Source organism: Vibrio sp. 2-1-2a (assembly GCF_032648565.1).
Lineage (GTDB): Bacteria > Pseudomonadota > Gammaproteobacteria > Enterobacterales > Vibrionaceae > Vibrio > Vibrio diabolicus.
This window is the reverse complement of the sequence record NZ_WBOH01000001.1, coordinates 498,595-518,895: the sequence shown is the minus strand read 5'-3', so window position 1 is coordinate 518,895 and position 20,301 is coordinate 498,595. Positions and strand designations below refer to the sequence as shown.

The window sequence follows — 20,301 nt, the reverse complement described above, 5'->3', positions numbered from 1 at the left end:
GAAATTAGGCAATATTAGCGGGCTATATTCTGCCGCTAAATAGTAATTATGTAAAGTTGAGGCGTATTCTACCCTCGCCAACGCTGATTTACTAGCCTTTGGTGGCGTTGAAAGCGTGTTTTGTAGCTCATTGCTGGGCACTCATCAATCTGATAACCCAAATAAAGCCACTGTTGTTTGTTTTCTTGGCAGTATTTTATTTGATAGAGCACTGCCAAAGTGCCAAGAGATAACGGGTAGTCAGGGTCAAAAAAAGTATAAAACGCACTCGAACATTGAGTCATTACGTCTGTTACTGCAATGGCAAGTAATTGATTTGACTCATCGTAAATATGTAAAAACAAAGTAGTCAGCCAGCTGGTTTGGGCAAACCGAGAAAATTCATCACGCTTTGGTGGGTACATAGTGCCGTTTTTGTGTCGTTTGGCAATGTAACGACTGTAAAGCGCAAACCATTCCTCATCCATTTCGGGTTTCATTTCCCAACGTAAAGGCTGTGCTTTACTGAGCAGCCTCTTCTGGCTTTTTGATAGCGTCACATCCGGAATCGAGACTCGAATTGGCTGGCAAGCATTACAATGCTCACAGTGCGGTTTATATATGGTATCTCCGCTACGACGAAAGCCGTTGGCCATCAGCAGTTGATAGTTTTCTTCAGTATGCAGCCCTGCATCAAGTGCCACCGCCACACGCTCTTGCCGTTCAGGCAAGTAACTGCAAGGGTGATTATTCGTTAATCCAATTCGAATATGTTGTATATCCGTACTCATACTGAATCCTGCAAAACTTGGGGCTTATAGGTATCAAATAGTGTTTGTTTTTCTCTTAAAGATAGTAGTTTTTGCATAAACTCGTTACGCTCTAGTTCAAATGCGCCAAGTGATGCCAAGTGCGAGTTCATAACCTGACAATCGATTAATTGACCTTGCTTTGACGCCAAATGGTTGCATAAGTACCACAATGCAATTTTAGATGCGTTATCTTTTAGGCTAAACATCGACTCTCCGCAAAAAAGTTGACCAACGCAGATGCCATATAGTCCCCCAATGAGCTCGTTGTCATGCCATACTTCTACAGAGTGACAGTGACCAAGTTTAGCTAACTCAATATAAGACGCTTGCATTTCCTCGTTGAGCCAAGTTTCCTCTGCAGGACGTGTTGATGAACATAGTCTAATCACTTCTTCTGTCGCGAAATTGAGCGTTACTTTATAGTTATGTTTACGCTGAAATTTTTTGAGACTTTTAGACGGTTTAAATTCTAAGGGATCAAAAACAGCGCGTGGGGAAGGGCTCCACCATAGAATAGGTTCTCCAGGACCATACCAAGGGAAAATGCCTTGATAGTAACCATTGAGGATTCTCATGGGATCTAAGTCACCGCCAAAAGCAAGCAAACCATTGGGATCGCTGAGTGCTTTATACGGTGAGGGAAAGTTGAACGTATCATCGAGTTCAGTTAAATAAATAGCCATAAGAAGTCGTTACCAACATTAGAGTCAGAGGAGTTTATGATGACCTGGTCAAGAAATATTGTGAAAGTATGGCTTTGGATCATACTGTTTTTCCCACTTGCCGCCAACGCAGCATATGAAAGAAATGTTGCCAAGCCGGTAAATGAAGTGGTGTATGGGAAGATTGACTCTGTCCGTTATATTACTCAGCAAGAGGTTGTTCAATCGAAAAGTAATGGTTGGAAAACGCTACTTGGTGCCACAATAGGCGGTTTAGTCGGCAATCAATTTGGTGGTGGTACGGGACGAGAAGTTGCGACGGCCGTGGGTGCACTTGCAGGTGCAGCGGTTGCACAAAATCAAAGTAATTACCAATACACGGTTGAATATAAGTTAGTTGAGCTACTCATCAAAGTGAAGGGCGACAAGCTGATTAATGTTATCCAAGATGTTGATAAAAATATGCTATTTAGTCGAGGGGATGAAGTTCGTATCTTATATTTTGATGATGGAGTCAGGGTTGATATCGCTTATTAATCCTACGTTATTTTAACCTAAGGTAGCCTAACCAGGCATGCACAGTAGGGCTGGCTTATCGTCAAATAAAGTCGAAATAGCTTGCTGTTTCGTCGCGCCTCTTTCGCTCTTATTTACATCGCTGGCAATGCCTTTAATTCTGCATCTTTAGGCTACTTGAGTATATTCATAAATTAGCGCCGATTTGCTCTGGTTTTGTCGTGTTTTTTTGGGTAGTCTGAATTCACGAAGAATTGTTTAGCTCTCATAAAAAATCGTATGTTGAGGGCACAAAGGATTATCAACTTTTAATGGAAAGCCTAACGTTACAACCTATCAATAAAATTCAAGGGGAAGTGAATCTTCCTGGCTCTAAAAGCGTTTCTAATCGAGCTCTTTTACTTGCTGCTCTTGCTAAAGGCAGAACTCGCCTTACTAACCTCCTCGACAGTGATGATATCCGTCATATGCTGAATGCGCTGACTAAACTCGGCGTTCAATACCAACTTTCCGAAGATAAAACAGAATGTCTCGTTGAAGGCCTTGGGCGTCCGTTTTCTGTCTCAGAACCGGTAGAGTTATTTCTCGGTAATGCTGGCACTGCGATGCGACCATTAGCTGCGGCTCTTTGTCTTGGAGAAGGGGAGTATGTACTGACGGGCGAACCTCGTATGAAAGAGCGTCCAATTGGTCACCTTGTCACGGCACTGAAAGATGCTGGTGCGAACGTTGAGTACATGGAAAACGAGAACTTTCCGCCTCTCAAAATAGTCGGTACTGGCCTAAAAGCAGGTACAGTTTCTATCGATGGATCCATTTCAAGTCAGTTCTTGACCGCTTTCTTAATGTCTGCGCCATTGGCTGAAGGTGAAATTCGCATCAACATCGAAGGCGAGTTGGTTTCTAAGCCTTATATCGATATCACCCTGCATATCATGAAGCAGTTTGGGGTCGATGTGATCAACAACGACTATCAAGAGTTTGTGATTCCTGCCGGTCAGCAATACATCGCTCCAGGTGATTTCTTGGTTGAAGGTGACGCGTCTTCTGCTTCTTACTTCTTGGCGGCGGCAGCCATCAAAGGCGGAGAAGTTAAAGTCACGGGTATCGGTAAAAACAGCATTCAAGGTGATATTCAATTTGCTGATGCGCTTGAAAAAATGGGTGCAGAAATTGAATGGGGTGATGACTACGTAATTTCACGTGTTGGTCAATTGAAAGGCATCGATATGGATTACAACCATATCCCTGATGCTGCAATGACCATCGCGACAACAGCGCTATTTGCCGAAGGCACTACTGCTATTCGTAACGTTTATAACTGGCGTGTAAAAGAAACAGACCGTTTGTCAGCTATGGCGACGGAATTACGTAAAGTGGGTGCGGAAGTGGAAGAAGGGGAAGACTACATCATTGTCAAACCTGTCTCTCAGTTAAAGCATGCTGCGATTGATACTTACGATGATCATCGAATGGCGATGTGTTTTTCGCTGGTGGCACTTAGTGATACGCCTGTGACGATTAACGATCCAAAGTGTACGTCGAAAACGTTCCCTGACTACTTCGACAAACTTAAGGCTTTAAGCTGCTAAATATTCTGACCTGAAACAGGAAAGCCAGAGTGAATAACACTCTGGCTTTTTTGTTTTCCGCTACTATTTAACCAGCGTAAATTCCTTGGAAAGGTGATGCGCTAAGTATTTGAACATATTGAATACTGCAGTCGTATTTGAAGTTGGTAAACCTTTGTCATCAAGGAAGTATTCACCTTTAAAAACTAAAACACCTTCTTTTTCTTCTACGCTTGTTGCTCGCATCCCTTCGATGTAATCATCGTGTTCTTGGATGATTTGGTTAGCGATCAAAAGAAGGTCGAACTCTTCGATAAACGTTCTATCAGACATACTTTTTCTACCATTCATTTCAGTTGAGAACGCTGAGTATACCTACAACTAAAATGGGTTTGCATGATTAATTCAGTCAATCGTTCACTTAGCCTAAACAGATCAATTTTTAGAGTGTAAGTATGATTAGTTGGAGGATATGGCAGAGCCACTGAACGAAACTATTTTGTGATGCGTAACAAAATTTATTGCATTGGATTAGCGGATGCTAAGTTTGCCTGTTTAGATATGCCGCTCAATACCTTTCAGAACCCTGTCTCTTTGAAGTATAAAGACGATGAATTGTCAACCAATCGGATCTGAATTTCAAAAAAGCAGTTGATCTTCTTTTCATCTCGCACAATAGTAAAAAAAGAAGCAATGAAATAGAACATTATGCGGGTGGCCTTTAAAGAGGGTTTCTACCCGCATTATTATGAAGGACGTTAGAGTCAGTTATGGGTAAATCACTCGTTATAGTGGAGTCACCAGCCAAGGCAAAGACGATAAATAAGTATCTTGGTAAAGACTTTATTGTTAAGTCTAGTGTTGGTCATGTGCGTGATCTGCCTACGGCCGGTCAAAGCACTGGTGAGAAAAAAGCCGCAGCCATCTCAACAAAAGGGATGAGTCCGGAAGAGAAAGCGCGCGTTAAAAAAGAGAAAGACCGCAAAGCGTTGATCAAAAAAATGGGGATTAACCCATATCATGACTGGGAAGCGAATTACCAAATCCTTCCAGGCAAAGAAAAAGTTGTCAACGAACTACAAAAACTCGCCAAAGACGCAGATTGCGTTTATCTCGCAACCGACTTGGACCGCGAAGGGGAAGCAATCGCATGGCACCTTCGTGAGATCATCGGTGGCGATGAAGAGCGATACAAACGTGTAGTTTTTAACGAAATTACGAAAAACGCGATCCAACAAGCTTTCCAGACACCTGGAGAGCTGAACATGGATGGTGTTAATGCCCAACAAGCGCGTCGCTTCATGGACCGTGTCGTTGGTTTTATGGTTTCACCTTTACTTTGGAAGAAAGTGGCTCGTGGTTTATCTGCTGGTCGCGTGCAGTCTGTTGCGGTGAAACTATTAGTTGAGCGTGAGCGTGAGATTAACGCGTTTGTACCAGAAGAATTCTGGGATATTCATGCGAATACGAAAACGAAAGACAAAGCGGACTTTAAACTACTTGTTGCTCAGAAAGATGGTTCTGCGTTTAAGCCAGTTAATGAGGCAGAAACCAAAGCAGCGATGTCTGTGCTTGAGAATGCAAGTTACGAAGTATGTAAGCGTGAAGATCGCCCGACGAAGAGCAAGCCTTCAGCACCTTACATCACCTCTACGCTTCAACAGGCAGCGAGTACACGTCTTGGCTACGGCGTGAAAAAGACCATGATGCTAGCTCAGCGCCTCTATGAGGCCGGTTATATCACTTATATGCGTACGGACTCGACTAACCTAAGTGCCGAGGCTGTGGACGCTGTACGTGATTTTATTGGTTCTGAGTTTGGTGATAAGTATTTACCAGCGAAACCGCTGACGTATGGCAGTAAAGAAGGGGCACAGGAAGCGCACGAAGCGATCCGTCCTTCAAATGTGGGTGTTAAAGCGGAAGACCTGCAAGGTGTCGATGCTGATGCGCACAAACTTTACGCTTTGATTTGGAATCAGTTTGTCGCGTGTCAAATGACACCAGCAGAATACGATTCAACAACCATCAGCGTAAAAGCAGCAGAATACACGCTTAAAGCGAAAGGCCGTATCCTTAAATTTGACGGCTGGACTCGTGTACAACGTCCAATGGGCAAAAACGAGGATACAATCCTTCCTGCGGTACAACTTGGCGATAAGCTAAGCTTAGAGTCACTTGACCCTAAACAGCACTTTACAAAGCCACCTGCGCGCTACACTGAAGCAGCACTGGTTAAAGAGCTGGAAAAACGAGGTATTGGTCGTCCTTCGACTTATGCATCGATCATTTCTACGATTCAAGATCGTGGTTACGTAAAAGTTGATCAGCGTCGTTTCTACGCCGAAAAAATGGGCGAAATTGTTACCGACCGCCTTGATGACAGCTTTAACGATTTAATGAACTACGACTTCACCGCCCGCATGGAACAGAAACTGGACCAAATCGCTGAAGGTGAAGTGAACTGGAAAGCAGTGCTAGATAACTTCTTTGCTGATTTCACTGGCGATCTTGAAAAAGCGGAATTGGATGAGTCAGAAGGCGGTATGAAGCTAAACCATATCGTCATGACGGATATCGAATGTCCGACGTGTAGCCGTCCAATGGGTATCCGTACTGCTTCGACAGGTGTGTTCTTAGGCTGTTCTGGTTACGCGTTACCACCAAAAGAGCGTTGTAAGACAACCATCAACTTGGGTGACGAAGAAGGTATTATTAACGTTTTAGAAGAAGACGTTGAAACGGCCGCGCTTCGTGCTAAAAAGCGTTGTCCGATCTGTGAAACGGCGATGGATGCGTACCTGATTGATGACAAGCGTAAGATGCATGTTTGTGGTAATAACCCGAACTGTGAGGGCTACCTTGTTGAATACGGCGAGTTCAAAGTCAAAGGCTATGATGGTCCAGTTGTTGAATGTGACAAATGTGGCTCTGATATGGTTCTTAAAAACGGTCGCTTTGGTAAATACATGGACTGTACGAGTGAAACGTGTAAGAACACTCGTAAGATTCTGAAGAATGGTGAAGTCGCGCCACCGAAAGAAGAGCCTGTTCATTTTCCCGAGTTGCCATGTGAAAACTCAGATGCGTATTTCGTACTTCGTGATGGTGCTTCAGGTCTATTTATGGCGGCAAGCAACTTCCCGAAATCGCGCGAGACACGTGCTCCTTTGGTTGCTGAACTGGCACGTTTTGAAGAGCGTTTACCTGAGAAGTTCAAATACCTAGCGACCGCACCGCAAGAAGATCCTGATGGTCGTCCTGCAGTTGTACGCTTTAGTCGCAAAACAAAAGAGAACTACGTTCGTTCGGAAGAGAACGGCAAACCATCTGGTTGGACAGCGCTCTTTGTTGAAGGTAAGTGGGAAGTCACAGATAAGCGTAAAAAAGCGAAAGCATAAAAATGCACCATTAAGGTAATGTAAAAAGGCAGCGATATCGCTGCCTTTTTTGCGTAGGGGCCGACAGTTTTCTCCTGCGCATTCTTCCTCTAATCGACCTTTCCTCACTTTAACAAGCACCATTGTCGCTAGAAAACACCAGAGTCACGATTTATTAGTAGCGAACGTATTTTTATGTAAAAAACATTCGTCGTAACTTTCATTTTGCGTTCATATATTTGTTATATATTAAGCTCAAAAAGTCGGTCGTGTAGTGAATCCGTTCGTAAATTGTTTTCATAATGTAATCGTTTGCTTTTGCATGTGTGATCTAGATATCGTCTTGAGTAAGCAAGAACTGTATGGAACACAGAATGGCGTATTAAAAATTGTAATTTAGAACCTGCTTAGATAATTTATTACAAAAATTAGTGCAACTGTGTGCATTTTGCGTCGAAAAATAAGAAAAGAGTGGACGTTGCATACTGGAAGTGCCGTAGCTTTTTTATCGTGTTGTAAGAGTTCAAAGAAACTCCTGATACGGTTACTAAATGTATTCGCTTGACTCCCCGAGTATGACTCATTCAAGCGAGTACCAAATCCAAGCTATAACGATATGGAGAACAACAAATGGCTGGTGTTTTGGGAATGATTCTTGCTGGCGGTGAAGGCTCTCGTTTGAGACCTTTAACAGAATCTCGTAGTAAACCTTCGGTACCGTTTGGTGGTAGCTATCGATTGATCGATTTTGCTCTAAACAATTTTGTAAATGCGGATTTAATGCGCATTTACGTCCTCACCCAATTTAAATCTCAATCTTTGTTCCATCATTTAAAAAAGGGCTGGAACATTAATGGCATCACTGACCGCTTTATCGATCCTATTCCTGCTCAAATGCGCACTGGTAAGCGTTGGTACGAAGGAACGGCAGACGCGATCTATCAAAATCTCCGTTTTATGGAATTAGAGGAACCAGAGCAAGTTTGTATTTTTGGCTCTGACCATATCTATAAGATGGATATCAAACAAATGCTGAACTTCCATTCAGAAAAGCAGGCTTCTCTGACGGTATCGGCATTGCGTATGCCACTAAAAGAGGCGTCGCAATTTGGGGTTATCGAAGTGGACAGTGAAGGTCGCATGATAGGCTTTGAAGAGAAACCAGCAAACCCGAAGTCAATTCCTGGCGATCCTGATTACGCTTTAGTTTCAATGGGTAACTACGTTTTTGAGGCTCAGGTGTTATTCTCTGAGTTGGTTGAAGATGCGGATAATGAAGCTTCATCACATGATTTTGGGAAGGACATTATTCCTAAGATGTTCCCTCGAGGTGACGTGTTCGTGTATGACTTCAGTACTAACAAAATCAGCGGTGAAAGAGAAGAGGTGTACTGGCGTGACGTGGGAACCATTGATGCGTACTGGGAAGCGCACATGGATCTGCTAGAAAAAGACGCACCGTTTTCACTATATAACCGTAAATGGCCGCTGCATACTTATTATCCTCCATTGCCGCCAGCAACATTTACAGACTCTGATAATGGCCGTGTTCAGATCATCGACAGTTTGGTATGTAATGGCAGTTACGTCAGAGGCTCAAGAATAGAAAAGTCGGTGCTTGGGTTCCGCAGTAATATTGCATCTGCTTGCGATATCAGCGAATGTATCCTTCTTGGTGACGTGAAAATTGGCGAAGGCTGTGTTTTACGTCGTGTGATTGTCGATAAGGATGCCGATATTGCTCCTGGTACTCAGATTGGTGTGAATCTTCAAGAAGATAAAAAACACTTCCACGTGTCTGAGGAGGGCATTGTTGTTATTCCGAAAGGAGCTCGAGTTGGCTACTAACAACTTATCTATTCTGTTTGTAGCTTCTGAGGTTGAAGGTCTCATTAAAAGTGGTGGCTTGGCAGACGTTGCCAAGGCACTACCGGAAGCCCTTCAAAACCTACAGCAAGACGTAAGAATTACCATCCCCGCGTACAGCAGTATTGATAAACTCGCTGACGCAGAAGTTGTATTAGAAACAGAACTAACATCATGGCCGCATACGGAATATCGAGTTCTGCGGCTCATGTTAGGTCAAAATCCTGTTTATCTGATTGATTGTCAGCCGTATTTCAATCGACCATCGATGTATGCGGAGAACAACCAAGCGTATACCGATAACGGTGAGCGCTTTGCGTTTTTTAGTGCGGCATGTTTAGACATGTTGCCAAAGCTTGCTTTTCAGCCGGATATCATACACGCGAACGATTGGCACACTGGTCTTGTTCCATTTTTGCTCAAGCACAGGTATGGCAATGATCCGTTTTTTGCTCATACTAAAAGCGTCATTTCAATTCACAATGCGGTCTTTAAAGGCGTATTTAGTTATGAAGACGTGCAGTGCTTGCCAGAGTTTCATTGTCGAAACGTTCCCGATGCTGCGGTGAGTGCAACGCATATTACTATGCTCAAAGCTGGTGTAATGAATGCCGATAAGATAAACGCGGTCAGCCCTACGTATGCAGAGGAACTCAAAACAGAGCTTGGCAGTCATGGAATGGCTTGGGAGTTTCAGCAACGCGCGCAGGACTTAGTTGGTATTTTGAACGGTTGTGATTACAGTGCTTGGAACCCGGAAACGGATACTTACTTGCCAGTTAATTACTGTGCTGACCAACAAAGTATGACGCAAGGCAAGAAAGCGTGTAAACAAGCATTACAACTGCGGCTAAATTTGCCTGAAAAAGATGTAGCCATGTTCGGTATGGTTTGTCGGTTGACCCAGCAAAAAGGTGTGCATTACTTGTTGCCTGCTTTGGCCGATTTTTTGAAGCACGATGTTCAACTAGTTGTCGTTGGGACCGGAGACCCTGTACTAGCCGCTCAGCTAGAAGAGGTTGCTGCACAGTTTTCTAGTAAATTTGTCTTCGTAGAAGCTTATGATAATGAACTTGCTCATATCGTTGAAGCGGGTTCTGATTTCTTTCTGATGCCTTCTGAGTTTGAGCCGTGTGGTTTGAATCAAATCTATAGTATGGCTTACGGTACATTGCCGATAGTACGTGGTGTCGGTGGTCTAAAAGACAGCGTCAACGATTATGATGTGAACCCTTCTGAAGCGACGGGGTTTGTTTTTTTCGAACCGACACCGCAGGCATTGTTGTTAACGATGCTAAGGGCACTGTTGCTCTATGCTCAAAACGAACCTGAAGTGAATAAAGTACAGTTGCACGCGATGCAACAAGATTTTTGTTGGCAAAAGGCCGCAGAAGCTTATTTGCAACTTTACAATTCGGCGTTAAATTGACTTAAAATTGTAACGAAAGGCACCGAATGAGGTGCCTTTATTATCTTGAGTAAGGGGAGTGTGGTAGGATGGCTTTTTACTCAATAGCACGACCTTTTTGATACTTGAATATGACCCAGCCGCTACTTTTTCATAAAACCTATTTGCACCCTACTAGTCATGAGTGGGTTGTATTTGTGCATGGTGCTGGCGGTAGCTCTTCTATCTGGTTCAAGCAAATCAAAGCTTACAAGCAACATTTTAACTTATTGCTGATCGATTTAAGAGGTCATGGAAAGTCAAATCAGTTACTTAAAGAGCTCATTGCCAGCCGTTATACCTTTACGGAAGTTACCCAAGATATTTTGAAAGTATTGGACCATTTAAAGATCCAATCCGCTCATTTTGTCGGTATGTCACTTGGTACCATTATTGTTCGAAACCTTGCTGAATTATCAGCAGAGCGCGTGCGTTCAATGGTACTCGGTGGTGCTGTCACAAGGCTCAATACTCGTTCTCAAATATTGGTTAAATTAGGTAATTTTTGTAAGCACATTCTGCCGTACATGTGGCTCTACAAACTTTTTGCGTACATTGTTATGCCACAGAGAAGCCAGCGAGAGTCTCGCCATCTTTTTATTCGTGAGGCCAAGAAGCTTTGCCAAAAAGAATTTAAACGTTGGTTTATTCTTGCTGCTGATGTAAATCCTTTAATGAAGTATTTTAAAGATCGAGAGTTACCCATTCCCACACTCTATTTAATGGGCGACAGAGATTACATGTTTATTAAGCCTGTTAAAGAAATGGTTGCGGCGCATAAGCTTAGTGTTTTACGAGAGATCCCCAACTGTGGTCATGTTTGTAATGTTGAGCGCCCTGAAGATTTCAATCAACATTCCATCGAATTTATTAAGCAGCAAACGGTTTCTGCTTAGCGCTTAATAAATCGATTGAATAGGAGTAGGGGAGTTTTAAGGCTCCCCTATTTGATGTCCACATTGCCAACAAGCACCAAACTGCCCCTCGTTTACCTCATGGCACTTCGGGCACTGCCAATCTTGATACTCATTTCCATCGGATTGTTTGCGGTAGGCTTGTACTATTCCTTCTGCTTTTACTTGTTGTTTGGCGTCAAAAAGCCAGACATAAGGATCGGTATCATCACTAAACGGCAGCTCTCCTTTTAAACCGAAAATACCTTCTCCGCGGACTTCACAGTAGACTTGCTCGGTTTTCAATAATTCGCACACGATATGCGCTTCTGCTGGGTTTTTAGCAATGAATATTTTCATTAAACACGTCCACTTACTAATTATGAGTTTTGCTGACTCGGTGTTGGCCTTACTTTATTCATAACCCATTTAGTGATGATTGGAAACAGCCCCAGTAATGCAAAAGAGGCCAATACCGCAGGTGAAACAATGCCTGACAGGCTTTCAATTGTGGCTAACTGAGTACCGGCGTTTAAGTAAACTGCAGTGCCTGGCAACATACCTACTTGGCTAGTAAGATAAAATCGACCTACAGACATTGGCGTTAAGCCCATCAACAAGTTGATAAGAAAGAAAGGAAATACCGGAATGAGACGTAAGGAAAATAGATAAAATGCTCCGTCTTTCTCGACGCCTTGGTTAATTGCGATTAACTTATTGCCAAACTTGTTTTGTACCCAGTCACGCAGCAAATATCGGCTGCTTAAAAATGCTAGTGTTGCACCCATAGTACTGGCGAAAGAAACCAGTAATAAGCTCGTCCAAAAACCAAATAGAGCCGCACCAAGTAATGTAACCACAGCTGCCCCAGGAATAGAAAAAGCGGTAATTGCAATGTAGGCAAAAAAGTAAATAGCTGCCGAAAAAACAAAGTTCTGATCGATGTATGTGGTCAGCGCTTCTTGTTGTGCTTTTGCATTTTCCAACGTTAAATACTGACTAAAGTTAACGCCTAAAAAGATAATGATCGCGACCAGGATTAGGCCTAATATCAGTTTCTTATTCATATTTATGATTCCAATTTGGGATATATATAATAAGACAGAAGGAAAGTCGAAAAAATTTCACAAAAAAACCGCAGATTAGACTGCGGTTTTACAAGATAGTTTTTAAGGCCGACTTTTATTGGAGGCCGTTCATCAACTCATCTCGGCGAGCTTGAGGTACAACGCTCCAATGAGTACCGTTAATAGCACCTTCTAGTGCCCATAACAGTTCAATGTTGACGGTTGCAGAGTGCGTATCTCTTATCGCTTTATAAGCGTTAAGTGCACCTTCCTCTTCCAGTTTTTCTACTGACTCAATGCCTGCTTTTTTTAGCATGCGTTCAGTAGCCAGTCGTAAGTTAGGCAAATCTTTTAAGCGATTAGGCTTTGTAGTTGCTTGCTGTTCTTTTTCAAGCTTTGCCTTTTTCAACGATTGGTTAGCTACTTCGATTAAGCGTTCGCTAGACTCCCATAAATCGTTGGAAATTGCGTAGTACTTAGTAACGACTGGGAAGCCACGTTTTTTATAAACGTAAGGCTTTAGCCCTTGTTTCTCGAAGTCAGATGAAGTTTGTTGGTCTGCTCTTATATGAAGCTGATTATTTACAACTAGTGCAAACATTGTTTCATCAGCGAATAGTCCGAAGCCACCAAACATTGAGCGCGACTTGATATTACCAAGTGCCTCAAATAGCTTCATAGAGTCTTTGAGTATCGGTTTATCCATGTTTTGTTATCTCGGTGTAATTAATATTACGCCACCAAAAGTCAGGTCCGAGAGAGTAGCAAACATGCGCAAAAGCAATGTCATTACAGGGTAAAGTCATCGCTTGCACACTTGCCATCGGTAACCCCGCTACCTTCCATATAGTACTATGGTTCAGGCCGGAGGCTTTGCGTCCCACCCTTTCGAATGGTTTGCCCTGTGCGTGACAGAATGAGCATACTTCGTATATTGAATTAACATCACGCTTTACCCGTAGAAGTGTGATTTTGGTTCAATAAAAAAGTGTCGACAAGCGCATGTTTGTGCATATTTGAGAATAAGGCGGGATGATCTCGAGGTTGTGAGGGAGTGTGATTTACCTACATATAAAACAGAGACTTAGAGATTCGGGATTTTTTGTCTAACAAACCTAAGTCAGGGAAAAGTTATTTAGAGATAAAAAATAAGCGCCCTTTTAGAGCGCTTATTTGACATCGTTATATTTGGCGAATTTTAGTTCATTTTCTTCACGGTGTTTCGAATTACAAGCTCAGGTTGCATTTCGAAAATTCGCTTTTCGTGTTCTTTATCTTTGATTCGCTCAAGTAGGATCTCGAACGCATTTTTACCCACACGACGTTTAGGTTGGTGGATAGTTGTTAACGGTGGAGAGAAGTATTCCGCAAGCTCGATGTTGTCGTAGCCGATCACTGAAATATCATCAGGAACTTTGATACCATTTTGTTGTAGGCGGCTCATTAGGCCCAGAGCCATTGTGTCGTTAAAACAGAATACCGCTGTCGGACGTTTGTCCATTGCTGTAATTTTATCTGCGACTAAGACGGCCGTATCACATTCAAAGTTACCTTCAAGGATCCAATCTTCATTTACAGCTAGGTTTGCTTCGCTCATCGCGCGACGGAAACCTGCAATGCGCTCTTGGCAAGCAAGTTTTTCAAAATGACCGCTTAGACAAGCAATATCAGTATGGCCATTGTCGATCAGATGTTTGGTTGCGATGTAGCCACCTTCTTCTGAGTTATCCATGATCTTGTCCGCTTGTGAGCTTTCTGGACCCCAATCCATGACCACTTTAGGAATGTCGGCATGACGGTCAAGCATCTCTTTAAGCTCTTCGGTTAAGTCAGAACACATCACTAGGATGCCATCAACACGTTTTTCAGCCAGCATACGGATGTAATCGCGTTGTTTTTCGTAAATCCCACCCGTATTACACAGAATCAGAGTGTAGCCTTGGCGGTAACAGTAGCTCTCAACCCCGTCAATCACTTCTGAGAAGAATAGGTTGGTTGACTGCGTTACTAACATGCCAATCGTACGAGTTGAGTTGCACTTTAGGCTGCGTGCAACAGCACTTGGCGCGTAATTCAACTCGTCCACGGCTTTCATTACTTTTTCTTGCGTTGCTTCTGCAACGAAACGCGTTTTATTGATAACGTGCGAAACTGTCGTAGTGGAAACGCCGGCTAAGCGAGCAACGTCTTTTATAGTGGCCATAAATGGTGTCCTGTATCGAGCTACTGAAATATGTCGTGTTGGATGTACCTGATGCTCTAATGGTTTACACCCAGCAATCTAAGGTTGGCGCTAAGTGTTTCGGCAGCGGTTGGTCCAAGCACGACAAAAGGGTACGTAGCAGCATCGGTCGATGAATTTTATCTTTTTTCTATCTGATGAGAAATTGCCATCAACCTGTTAAAAAACACAAAAACCGCTATATTTCAGCGGTTTACATATAAATCATATTTAATCGTTTGCGCTCACATTTTAGCCCTATGTGGACTGACTAGCAATGTTTTCAGCAAGAGATTTGTGTATTTGAAGTCACATTTTGACTGCTAAATAACCAAGCGTCTTTGAGCTAAGTTAAGGCAAACGAATAATATACCCAACTTACTTACATTCAGTTATTTCAGGTATACAGGAAGCCCGATAGGCGGGCTCCTTAAAAAAATAGGCGGCAATTATTCCCCAAGAAGGTAAGCGCTGTCTAGTTTACAAAATGCAACTAATAGTTTCGCGACGCTCGAGTAGAACCCAAATTCGTCGAATTGTTTACATTTGTCTGCAAACTGAGGTAGCCAAGACATCAACTGTTGCTGGATAAAGTCGTTTTGTTTAACGAAGGCTTCTTCCATGTGTTTTTCTTGCTCAAGTTCGTTTGAGCGGATAATCATGTTGCCGAGAAAGTCGAGTTCAACGGATAAGTGGTCCGCAGGCTCTTTTAGATTTTCATCTACTTGAACGCCAAATTCTGCCATCAACTTTTCCATTTCCTCGGCTGGCTTGTCATTCAGCAAACCTGATTCACCGATGTACATAGATGCGTAAGGAAGAGCGCCGTATTTTTCTGTCTTCAAAAACAGTTCACAAAAGTCAGCAGCAAGCTCCAATTGAGCGTCTTCACGATCTTGCAATCGGTTTAGTGCATCAACGAGGCTATCAACGGCTGGTTTCAGCGACTCATTTTCACCTAAACCTGCTAGAAAACTACGAATTTCAACACTGTGGTAGGCTTCCAGCTCTTTCTCTGTTAGCTCTTTTGCGAACAAGCTCGAAAACCACCAGTAAATTTCAGCGCGTTTTTCATTAAAAGCTTTCACTTCTTGCATTTTGGGCTCCTGAATGATGCTTCAAGTTGTGCATCACAAAGTCAATTAGGGATATCCCCTAAGTGTAATCAATTAAAATGAATAGCAGTAACTATAATTATTATGTTTTATGGTCAAAAATTAACGTTTATTAATAGCGATGGGTAAGCTTGTTTTGAATCAATAAAAACGCTAAATCTTGCTTTTTAATGTATCTATGACTAGAAATGTTACTAGTTATGAATAGAATACGTCTTGGATAATAAGAAGACAGAAAAGTGGTGTAAATGAGCTATCACGTATTAGTCGTAGAAGATGATGTTGTAACTCGTAGTAAGCTTGCGGGATATTTCCAAAATGAGGGTTACCAAGTCAGCGAAGCAGAGAGTGGCGCAGAAATGCGTGAGGTCCTGCAAGCGGGTGATGTAGACCTAATCATGCTGGATATCAACCTGCCGGGTGAAGACGGCCTGATGCTTACTCGTGAATTACGTAGCCAATCGGATATTGGTATCATATTAGTAACAGGACGCACGGATAGCATTGATAAAATCGTAGGCCTAGAAATGGGCGCTGACGATTATGTGACAAAACCTTTTGAACTGAGGGAATTGTTGGTTCGCGTTAAAAACTTGCTGTGGCGTATTTCTGCAGCGCGTAGCGGTAGCGCGAAAGCGAACGAAACCAGTGAAGAACATATTGTACGTTTTGGAGAGTGGACATTCGACATTCAACGTCGTGCGCTGAGCCGTAACGGCGAACCCGTAAAATTGACCAAAGCTGAATACGAACTTTTGGTTGCATTATCGTCTTACCCTAACCAGGTGTTAAGTCGCGAACGTATTTTGAATATGATCAGCCACCGAGTTGATGCTCCCAATGATCGTACTATTGATGTTCTTATTCGACGTATGCGCGCAAAAATGGAGTTTGATCCAAAGAACCCGCAAATTTTTGTGACGGTGCACGGCGAAGGCTATATGTTTGCTGGTGATTAAACTGAACAAACCTAAGTCTTAAAAAGAAAAAGGAGAGCTTCGGCTCTCCTTTTTTTTTGGTTTCAAGATAGTACTACTTTGCTTCAACCATTGGTGTTTGGCCGACAGTATCACGCAATCTTTGCCAAATGCTGCCCAAGTACTCATGCCAATAAAGCTCTGTTTGTTCTAAGTAACGCGCTTTAGGTGAGTATTTATCCCAAGGTTGACTGATTTCGCTAATAGCTAAGAAGTTGGTCGGGGCTGGGATTGGTTTAATGCCTGCTGCGTTGAATTCATACAATGCACGACTCATATGGCTCGCAGAAGTGACTAACACAATCTCCTTTTGTTGAACGAATGCAGCTGCTTGACGGGCCTCTTCCCACGTATCTTTCGCATCTTCTAATAAAATGATATCGGATTTCGCGACTCCCAACGCAAGGGCAACGTTCGCCATCATTCTCGCATGGCTAATTTCAGAACCGCCAGCATAGCCAGACAAAATTAATTTAGCACCTGGATACATTCTTAAAATACGAATGCCTTCAGTTAAGCGCATTAATGCTGCACGGCTTAACTGCGAGGTGGGTGGAATTTCGTCATCAATAACATGACCATTCCCTAAAACCATCACGTAGTCGATGGTGCCAGAAACTGGCAAAAAGGCTTTATGCTCTCGCTCTAATGGCATAAGAAGCTTGGTTGAAACAGGTTGGAAGGCAACAAGAAAAATGCCAACAAAAGAGAATAGAACAACGAAGCAGCCAGTTTTACGTTTTGTGGTAAAACTAATGAGAGCAAGACCCAACAAGCCTATCAGCAGCAATGCCGGAAGTGGCATAAGCAAGGCTGACACTACTTTTTTCAGCTCAAACATACATAAATAGTCCGAAAAAACATCAATTGATAATAAAAATGAGGGTACCCCTCTTTATTCCTGCTTTCCTTGTGCCAGAATAGCGGCACAATCCGTTATAATAACTCAGCAGAAGTGACAGAAGACCGCAATTTCGACGATATCGCCCACAAATTTGCAAAAAATATTTACGGCTCCGACAAAGGGGAGATCCGCCAAATCATTGTGTGGGAAGATTTTCTACAGATTCTAAGTGAATTAGATGCTGACCAGCAACCCCTGGAGGTGTTGGATGCTGGTGGTGGTTTGGCACAAATGTCGCAAAAGCTTGCTAAGCTCGGACATCGAATCGCTTTATGTGATCTATCTTCGGAAATGCTGCAGTTGGCTAAGCAGGATATTGAAAAAAACGGTTTGCTTGAGCAGTATCGCCTGATTCATTCGCCTGTCCAATCCATTGGTGAGCATATGGGTGAACAGGTGGATCTTGTTATGTTTCACGCCGTCATGGAGTGGTTGGTCGATCCTAAGGCCGCACTTGAAACGGTACTAGAACAAGTAAAACCGGGAGGCATTGCATCAGTGATGTTCTATAACCACCATGGTTTAGTCTATAAAAACGTGGTTTGTGGCAACATTCCTCATATATTAGACGGCATGCCCCACCGAAAAAGATTTAAACTACAGCCGCAAAAAGGCTTAAAACCTGAAGAAGTCTACCAATGGATAGAAGATTCAGGCTTTAGTATTTGTGGCAAATCTGGTATCCGCTCATTTAGTGATTACATAGGTAATATGCAATACATGGGCGATTACGAGTTTGAAGATGTGTTGGCGCTAGAAAAACAACTTTGTCGACAAGAGCCATACCTCTCATTAGGCCGCTACATTCATGTGTGGGCTAAAAAGAACGATAAACAGGAATAACAATGAGTGAGATGACTCTCAATGCTGCAGAGCAACCAATCGATGAGTTGGTTGGCTGGGTTAAGCAGCACGATTTCTCGTTGAACCTGACCACAGAGCGATTGGCATTCTTAATAGCCATTGCCGTACTGAGTAATGAAAGGTTCGATGAAGAATTGGGTGAAGGTGAATTGCATGATGCGTTTGCCATCGTCACTCGATTATTTGATGAGACTGGCGAAGCATCCGCTTTTCGTGCTAACAACGCCATCAACGAGATGGTAAAGCAGCGCCTTATTAGCCGTTTTGTCAGTGAGATTACTGATGGAGCGAGCATTTACCGCTTGTCGCCTTTAGCGATAGGAATTACCGATTACTACGTGCGTCATCGTGAGTTCTCGAAACTGCGCCTTTCTATTCAACTGTCTATGGTGGCAGATGAAATGGCGAAAGCGATTGAGGCAGCACAAAAAGGTGGCACACCGGGCCACTGGAAGAAAAACGTATACGGAGTTTTAAAATATTCTGTAGGCGAAATCTTCGATCAAATCGATCTTAACCAACGTGTGATGGATGAGCAGCAGCAATCTGTAAAACAACAAATTGCCGATCTGCTAAATAAAGACTGGCGCGAAGCGATCAACAACTGTGAAGCGCTCCTATCAGAAACATCAAGCACGTTGCGTGAACTTCAAGATACGCTGCAAGCCGCCAGTGATGAACTGCAAACTCAGATCCTAGATATTCAAGAAATTGTGTACGGCGATCCTGAGCTAGAGTTCATCGAAGAAGCGTTGTTTGGTCTGCAAATGAAGCTGGATCGAATCACAAGCTGGGGCCAGCAAGCGATCGACCTTTGGATTGGTTACGACCGACATGTGCACAAGTTCATCCGTACTGCAATTGATATGGATAAGAACCGTGCGTTTAGCTCGCGTCTACGTCAATCCGTCAAAGATTACTTCGATGCGCCTTGGTATCTGACTTATGCAGATGCGGAAAGGCTTTCTGACCTTCGTGATGAGGCCCTAGTCCTGCGTGATGACGAGGTAACGGGTCAAGTTCCGATGGAAGTAGAATACGAAGAGTTTCAACAAGTCAATGATGAGTTGTCTGAACGAATTGGTGACATGCTAAAAGCGCATAAAGATCAAGGCACACCAATCGACTTGAGCGTGGTACTGCGAGATTACCTTGCACTGCACCCTTACACTCATCATTTTGATTTAGCTCGCATTATCGTTGATCAAGCCGTACGTCTGGGGTATTCAGAATCGGATTACCAAGCGATTCAACCGGACTGGAAAGCGATCAACGAATTTGGGGCAAAGGTACAAGCGAATGTCATCGACCGATACTAATGAATACATGTCAGAGAATCTGGCAAAAGCAATCTCTAACCCTCTGTTCCCAGCGCTAGACAGCATGCTACGAGCAGGGCGTCATATCTCAAGTGAAGATCTGGATAACCACGCGTTGTTGTCGGATTTCGAACTTGAGCTTTCTTCTTTCTACCAGCGCTACAATACCGAATTGGTGAAAGCGCCAGAAGGTTTCTTCTACCTTCGTCCTCGTTCTACTTCTTTGATTGGCCGCAGTGTGCTTTCTGAGCTGGATATGCTGGTGGGTAAGGTACTGTGTTTCCTTTACCTAAGCCCAGAGCGTCTTGCGCACGAAGGCATCTTCACTAACCAAGAGTTGTACGACGAGCTACTTGCTCTGGCTGATGAAAACAAGCTGATGAAGCTAGTGACGAACCGTGCTACCGGTTCTGACCTTGATAAAGAAAAGCTGTTTGAAAAAGTACGTACGTCACTTCGTCGTCTACGTCGGCTAGGCATGATCATCAACATCGGTGAGACTGGTAAATTCAGCATCAGTGAAGCTGTATTCCGCTTTGGTGCCGATGTACGTATTGGCGATGATATGCGTGAAGCGCAGCTACGTCTGATCCGTGATGGTGAAGCGGTAGTGCACACCAAAGAGCCAAGCCAAGGCAGCCTATTGTCTGAAGAAGAACAAGACGACCAAGCCCAAGAAGAAACAACAGATGAGGGTGAAGCATGAGC

Annotated in this window: 19 protein-coding genes and 1 riboswitch; of the genes, 10 read left to right on the top strand and 9 right to left on the bottom strand. The window is 43.2% G+C overall.

What is annotated here, in order from left to right; all coding sequences use genetic code 11:
- Positions 1 to 68: 68 nt before the first annotated feature.
- The gene (locus F7Y48_RS02450; RefSeq protein WP_047008548.1) at positions 69 to 770 is read right to left on the bottom strand and encodes an arginyltransferase; all 702 of its coding nucleotides are present in this window, start codon (positions 768 to 770) and stop codon (positions 69 to 71) included.
- Positions 767 to 1,474: a leucyl/phenylalanyl-tRNA--protein transferase gene (gene aat, locus F7Y48_RS02445; protein WP_065645395.1), complete on the bottom strand. Its 708-nt coding sequence runs from the start codon at positions 1,472 to 1,474 to the stop codon at positions 767 to 769. Before aat ends, F7Y48_RS02450 begins: the two co-directional genes overlap by 4 nt.
- A 39-nt stretch (positions 1,475 to 1,513) precedes the next feature.
- Between aat and F7Y48_RS02440 the strand changes: the two genes are divergently transcribed.
- Both F7Y48_RS02440 and aroA read left to right on the top strand, forming a co-directional pair.
- Positions 1,514 to 1,990, top strand: coding sequence for a glycine zipper 2TM domain-containing protein (locus tag F7Y48_RS02440; protein WP_046874731.1), 477 nt, complete (start codon positions 1,514 to 1,516; stop codon positions 1,988 to 1,990).
- A gap of 290 nt (positions 1,991 to 2,280) precedes the next feature.
- Positions 2,281 to 3,561, top strand: coding sequence for a 3-phosphoshikimate 1-carboxyvinyltransferase (gene aroA / locus F7Y48_RS02435; protein WP_046874732.1), 1,281 nt, complete (start codon positions 2,281 to 2,283; stop codon positions 3,559 to 3,561).
- A gap of 63 nt (positions 3,562 to 3,624) precedes the next feature.
- Here the strand turns inward: aroA and F7Y48_RS02430 are convergent, their stop codons facing one another.
- A complete protein-coding gene (locus F7Y48_RS02430) occupies positions 3,625 to 3,873 on the bottom strand; it encodes a YciN family protein (RefSeq protein ID WP_005387884.1) in 249 nt (82 codons plus the stop codon).
- A gap of 437 nt (positions 3,874 to 4,310) precedes the next feature.
- Between F7Y48_RS02430 and topA the strand changes: the two genes are divergently transcribed.
- The 4 genes from topA (at position 4,311) to F7Y48_RS02410 (ending at position 11,129) form a co-directional block, all read left to right on the top strand.
- Positions 4,311 to 6,941 (top strand): type I DNA topoisomerase, encoded by a 2,631-nt coding sequence (gene topA / locus F7Y48_RS02425; protein WP_316680655.1) that lies wholly within the window; start codon positions 4,311 to 4,313, stop codon positions 6,939 to 6,941.
- A 609-nt stretch (positions 6,942 to 7,550) separates the two neighbouring features.
- On the top strand, positions 7,551 to 8,768 hold the full coding sequence (glgC, locus tag F7Y48_RS02420; protein ID WP_005390714.1) for a glucose-1-phosphate adenylyltransferase: 1,218 nt from the start codon (positions 7,551 to 7,553) through the stop codon (positions 8,766 to 8,768).
- Positions 8,758 to 10,215 (top strand): glycogen synthase GlgA, encoded by a 1,458-nt coding sequence (gene glgA / locus F7Y48_RS02415; RefSeq protein WP_074191078.1) that lies wholly within the window; start codon positions 8,758 to 8,760, stop codon positions 10,213 to 10,215. The genes glgC and glgA overlap by 11 nt, the downstream gene beginning before the upstream one ends.
- A 110-nt stretch (positions 10,216 to 10,325) precedes the next feature.
- The gene (locus tag F7Y48_RS02410) at positions 10,326 to 11,129 is read left to right on the top strand and encodes an alpha/beta fold hydrolase (RefSeq protein ID WP_006742124.1); all 804 of its coding nucleotides are present in this window, start codon (positions 10,326 to 10,328) and stop codon (positions 11,127 to 11,129) included.
- Between the two features lie 36 nt (positions 11,130 to 11,165).
- Here the strand turns inward: F7Y48_RS02410 and F7Y48_RS02405 are convergent, their stop codons facing one another.
- The 5 genes from F7Y48_RS02405 to torD all read right to left on the bottom strand — a co-directional run bounded on the left by F7Y48_RS02405 (position 11,166) and on the right by torD (position 15,511).
- Entirely contained in the window at positions 11,166 to 11,486 is a 321-nt protein-coding gene (locus F7Y48_RS02405) for a hypothetical protein (protein WP_005390719.1), read from the bottom strand.
- 20 nt (positions 11,487 to 11,506) lie between these two features.
- Entirely contained in the window at positions 11,507 to 12,193 is a 687-nt protein-coding gene (locus tag F7Y48_RS02400; RefSeq protein WP_104971470.1) for a TVP38/TMEM64 family protein, read from the bottom strand.
- 115 nt (positions 12,194 to 12,308) lie between these two features.
- Positions 12,309 to 12,899 (bottom strand): TfoX/Sxy family DNA transformation protein, encoded by a 591-nt coding sequence (locus F7Y48_RS02395; RefSeq protein ID WP_005390721.1) that lies wholly within the window; start codon positions 12,897 to 12,899, stop codon positions 12,309 to 12,311.
- Between the two features lie 116 nt (positions 12,900 to 13,015).
- Positions 13,016 to 13,105, bottom strand: a riboswitch (cyclic di-GMP riboswitch).
- 286 nt (positions 13,106 to 13,391) lie between these two features.
- Positions 13,392 to 14,396, bottom strand: coding sequence for an HTH-type transcriptional repressor PurR (purR, locus tag F7Y48_RS02390; protein ID WP_053807169.1), 1,005 nt, complete (start codon positions 14,394 to 14,396; stop codon positions 13,392 to 13,394).
- Positions 14,397 to 14,863: 467 nt separating this feature from the next.
- A complete protein-coding gene (torD, locus tag F7Y48_RS02385) occupies positions 14,864 to 15,511 on the bottom strand; it encodes a molecular chaperone TorD (protein ID WP_316680648.1) in 648 nt (215 codons plus the stop codon).
- A gap of 266 nt (positions 15,512 to 15,777) precedes the next feature.
- Here torD and torR point away from each other — a divergent pair, with 266 nt between their 5' ends.
- A complete protein-coding gene (torR, locus tag F7Y48_RS02380; protein WP_005390726.1) occupies positions 15,778 to 16,488 on the top strand; it encodes a two-component system response regulator TorR in 711 nt (236 codons plus the stop codon).
- 73 nt (positions 16,489 to 16,561) lie between these two features.
- On the opposite strand, the gene elyC is transcribed toward torR, so the two are convergent.
- The gene (gene elyC, locus F7Y48_RS02375; RefSeq protein ID WP_006742121.1) at positions 16,562 to 17,347 is read right to left on the bottom strand and encodes an envelope biogenesis factor ElyC; all 786 of its coding nucleotides are present in this window, start codon (positions 17,345 to 17,347) and stop codon (positions 16,562 to 16,564) included.
- A gap of 114 nt (positions 17,348 to 17,461) precedes the next feature.
- Here elyC and cmoM point away from each other — a divergent pair, with 114 nt between their 5' ends.
- Genes cmoM through mukE form a run of 3 tightly spaced genes read left to right on the top strand, consistent with a single transcriptional unit; the run spans position 17,462 to position 20,299 of the window.
- Positions 17,462 to 18,253, top strand: coding sequence for a tRNA uridine 5-oxyacetic acid(34) methyltransferase CmoM (gene cmoM, locus F7Y48_RS02370; RefSeq protein ID WP_031780158.1), 792 nt, complete (start codon positions 17,462 to 17,464; stop codon positions 18,251 to 18,253).
- A 2-nt stretch (positions 18,254 to 18,255) separates the two neighbouring features.
- A complete protein-coding gene (mukF, locus tag F7Y48_RS02365) occupies positions 18,256 to 19,593 on the top strand; it encodes a chromosome partition protein MukF (RefSeq protein ID WP_182032611.1) in 1,338 nt (445 codons plus the stop codon).
- Positions 19,574 to 20,299, top strand: coding sequence for a chromosome partition protein MukE (mukE, locus tag F7Y48_RS02360; protein WP_316680640.1), 726 nt, complete (start codon positions 19,574 to 19,576; stop codon positions 20,297 to 20,299). Before mukF ends, mukE begins: the two co-directional genes overlap by 20 nt.
- Positions 20,300 to 20,301: the final 2 nt, after the last annotated feature.

Excerpts from the sequence above, each read along its gene's own strand:
- torR (WP_005390726.1), top strand. The coding sequence starts at position 15,778 with ATGAGCTATCACGTATTAGTCGTAGAAGATGATGTTGTAACTCGTAGT.
- aroA (WP_046874732.1), top strand. The coding sequence starts at position 2,281 with ATGGAAAGCCTAACGTTACAACCTATCAATAAAATTCAAGGGGAAGTG.
- torD (WP_316680648.1), bottom strand. The coding sequence starts at position 15,511 with ATGCAAGAAGTGAAAGCTTTTAATGAAAAACGCGCTGAAATTTACTGG.
- mukF (WP_182032611.1), top strand. The coding sequence starts at position 18,256 with ATGAGTGAGATGACTCTCAATGCTGCAGAGCAACCAATCGATGAGTTG.
- F7Y48_RS02430 (WP_005387884.1), bottom strand. The coding sequence starts at position 3,873 with ATGTCTGATAGAACGTTTATCGAAGAGTTCGACCTTCTTTTGATCGCT.
- topA (WP_316680655.1), top strand. The coding sequence starts at position 4,311 with ATGGGTAAATCACTCGTTATAGTGGAGTCACCAGCCAAGGCAAAGACG.
- F7Y48_RS02450 (WP_047008548.1), bottom strand. The coding sequence starts at position 770 with ATGAGTACGGATATACAACATATTCGAATTGGATTAACGAATAATCAC.
- F7Y48_RS02440 (WP_046874731.1), top strand. The coding sequence starts at position 1,514 with ATGACCTGGTCAAGAAATATTGTGAAAGTATGGCTTTGGATCATACTG.
- F7Y48_RS02400 (WP_104971470.1), bottom strand. The coding sequence starts at position 12,193 with ATGAATAAGAAACTGATATTAGGCCTAATCCTGGTCGCGATCATTATC.
- F7Y48_RS02405 (WP_005390719.1), bottom strand. The coding sequence starts at position 11,486 with ATGAAAATATTCATTGCTAAAAACCCAGCAGAAGCGCATATCGTGTGC.
- elyC (WP_006742121.1), bottom strand. The coding sequence starts at position 17,347 with ATGTTTGAGCTGAAAAAAGTAGTGTCAGCCTTGCTTATGCCACTTCCG.
- F7Y48_RS02410 (WP_006742124.1), top strand. The coding sequence starts at position 10,326 with ATGACCCAGCCGCTACTTTTTCATAAAACCTATTTGCACCCTACTAGT.
- glgC (WP_005390714.1), top strand. The coding sequence starts at position 7,551 with ATGGCTGGTGTTTTGGGAATGATTCTTGCTGGCGGTGAAGGCTCTCGT.
- mukE (WP_316680640.1), top strand. The coding sequence starts at position 19,574 with ATGTCATCGACCGATACTAATGAATACATGTCAGAGAATCTGGCAAAA.
- purR (WP_053807169.1), bottom strand. The coding sequence starts at position 14,396 with ATGGCCACTATAAAAGACGTTGCTCGCTTAGCCGGCGTTTCCACTACG.
- F7Y48_RS02395 (WP_005390721.1), bottom strand. The coding sequence starts at position 12,899 with ATGGATAAACCGATACTCAAAGACTCTATGAAGCTATTTGAGGCACTT.
- aat (WP_065645395.1), bottom strand. The coding sequence starts at position 1,474 with ATGGCTATTTATTTAACTGAACTCGATGATACGTTCAACTTTCCCTCA.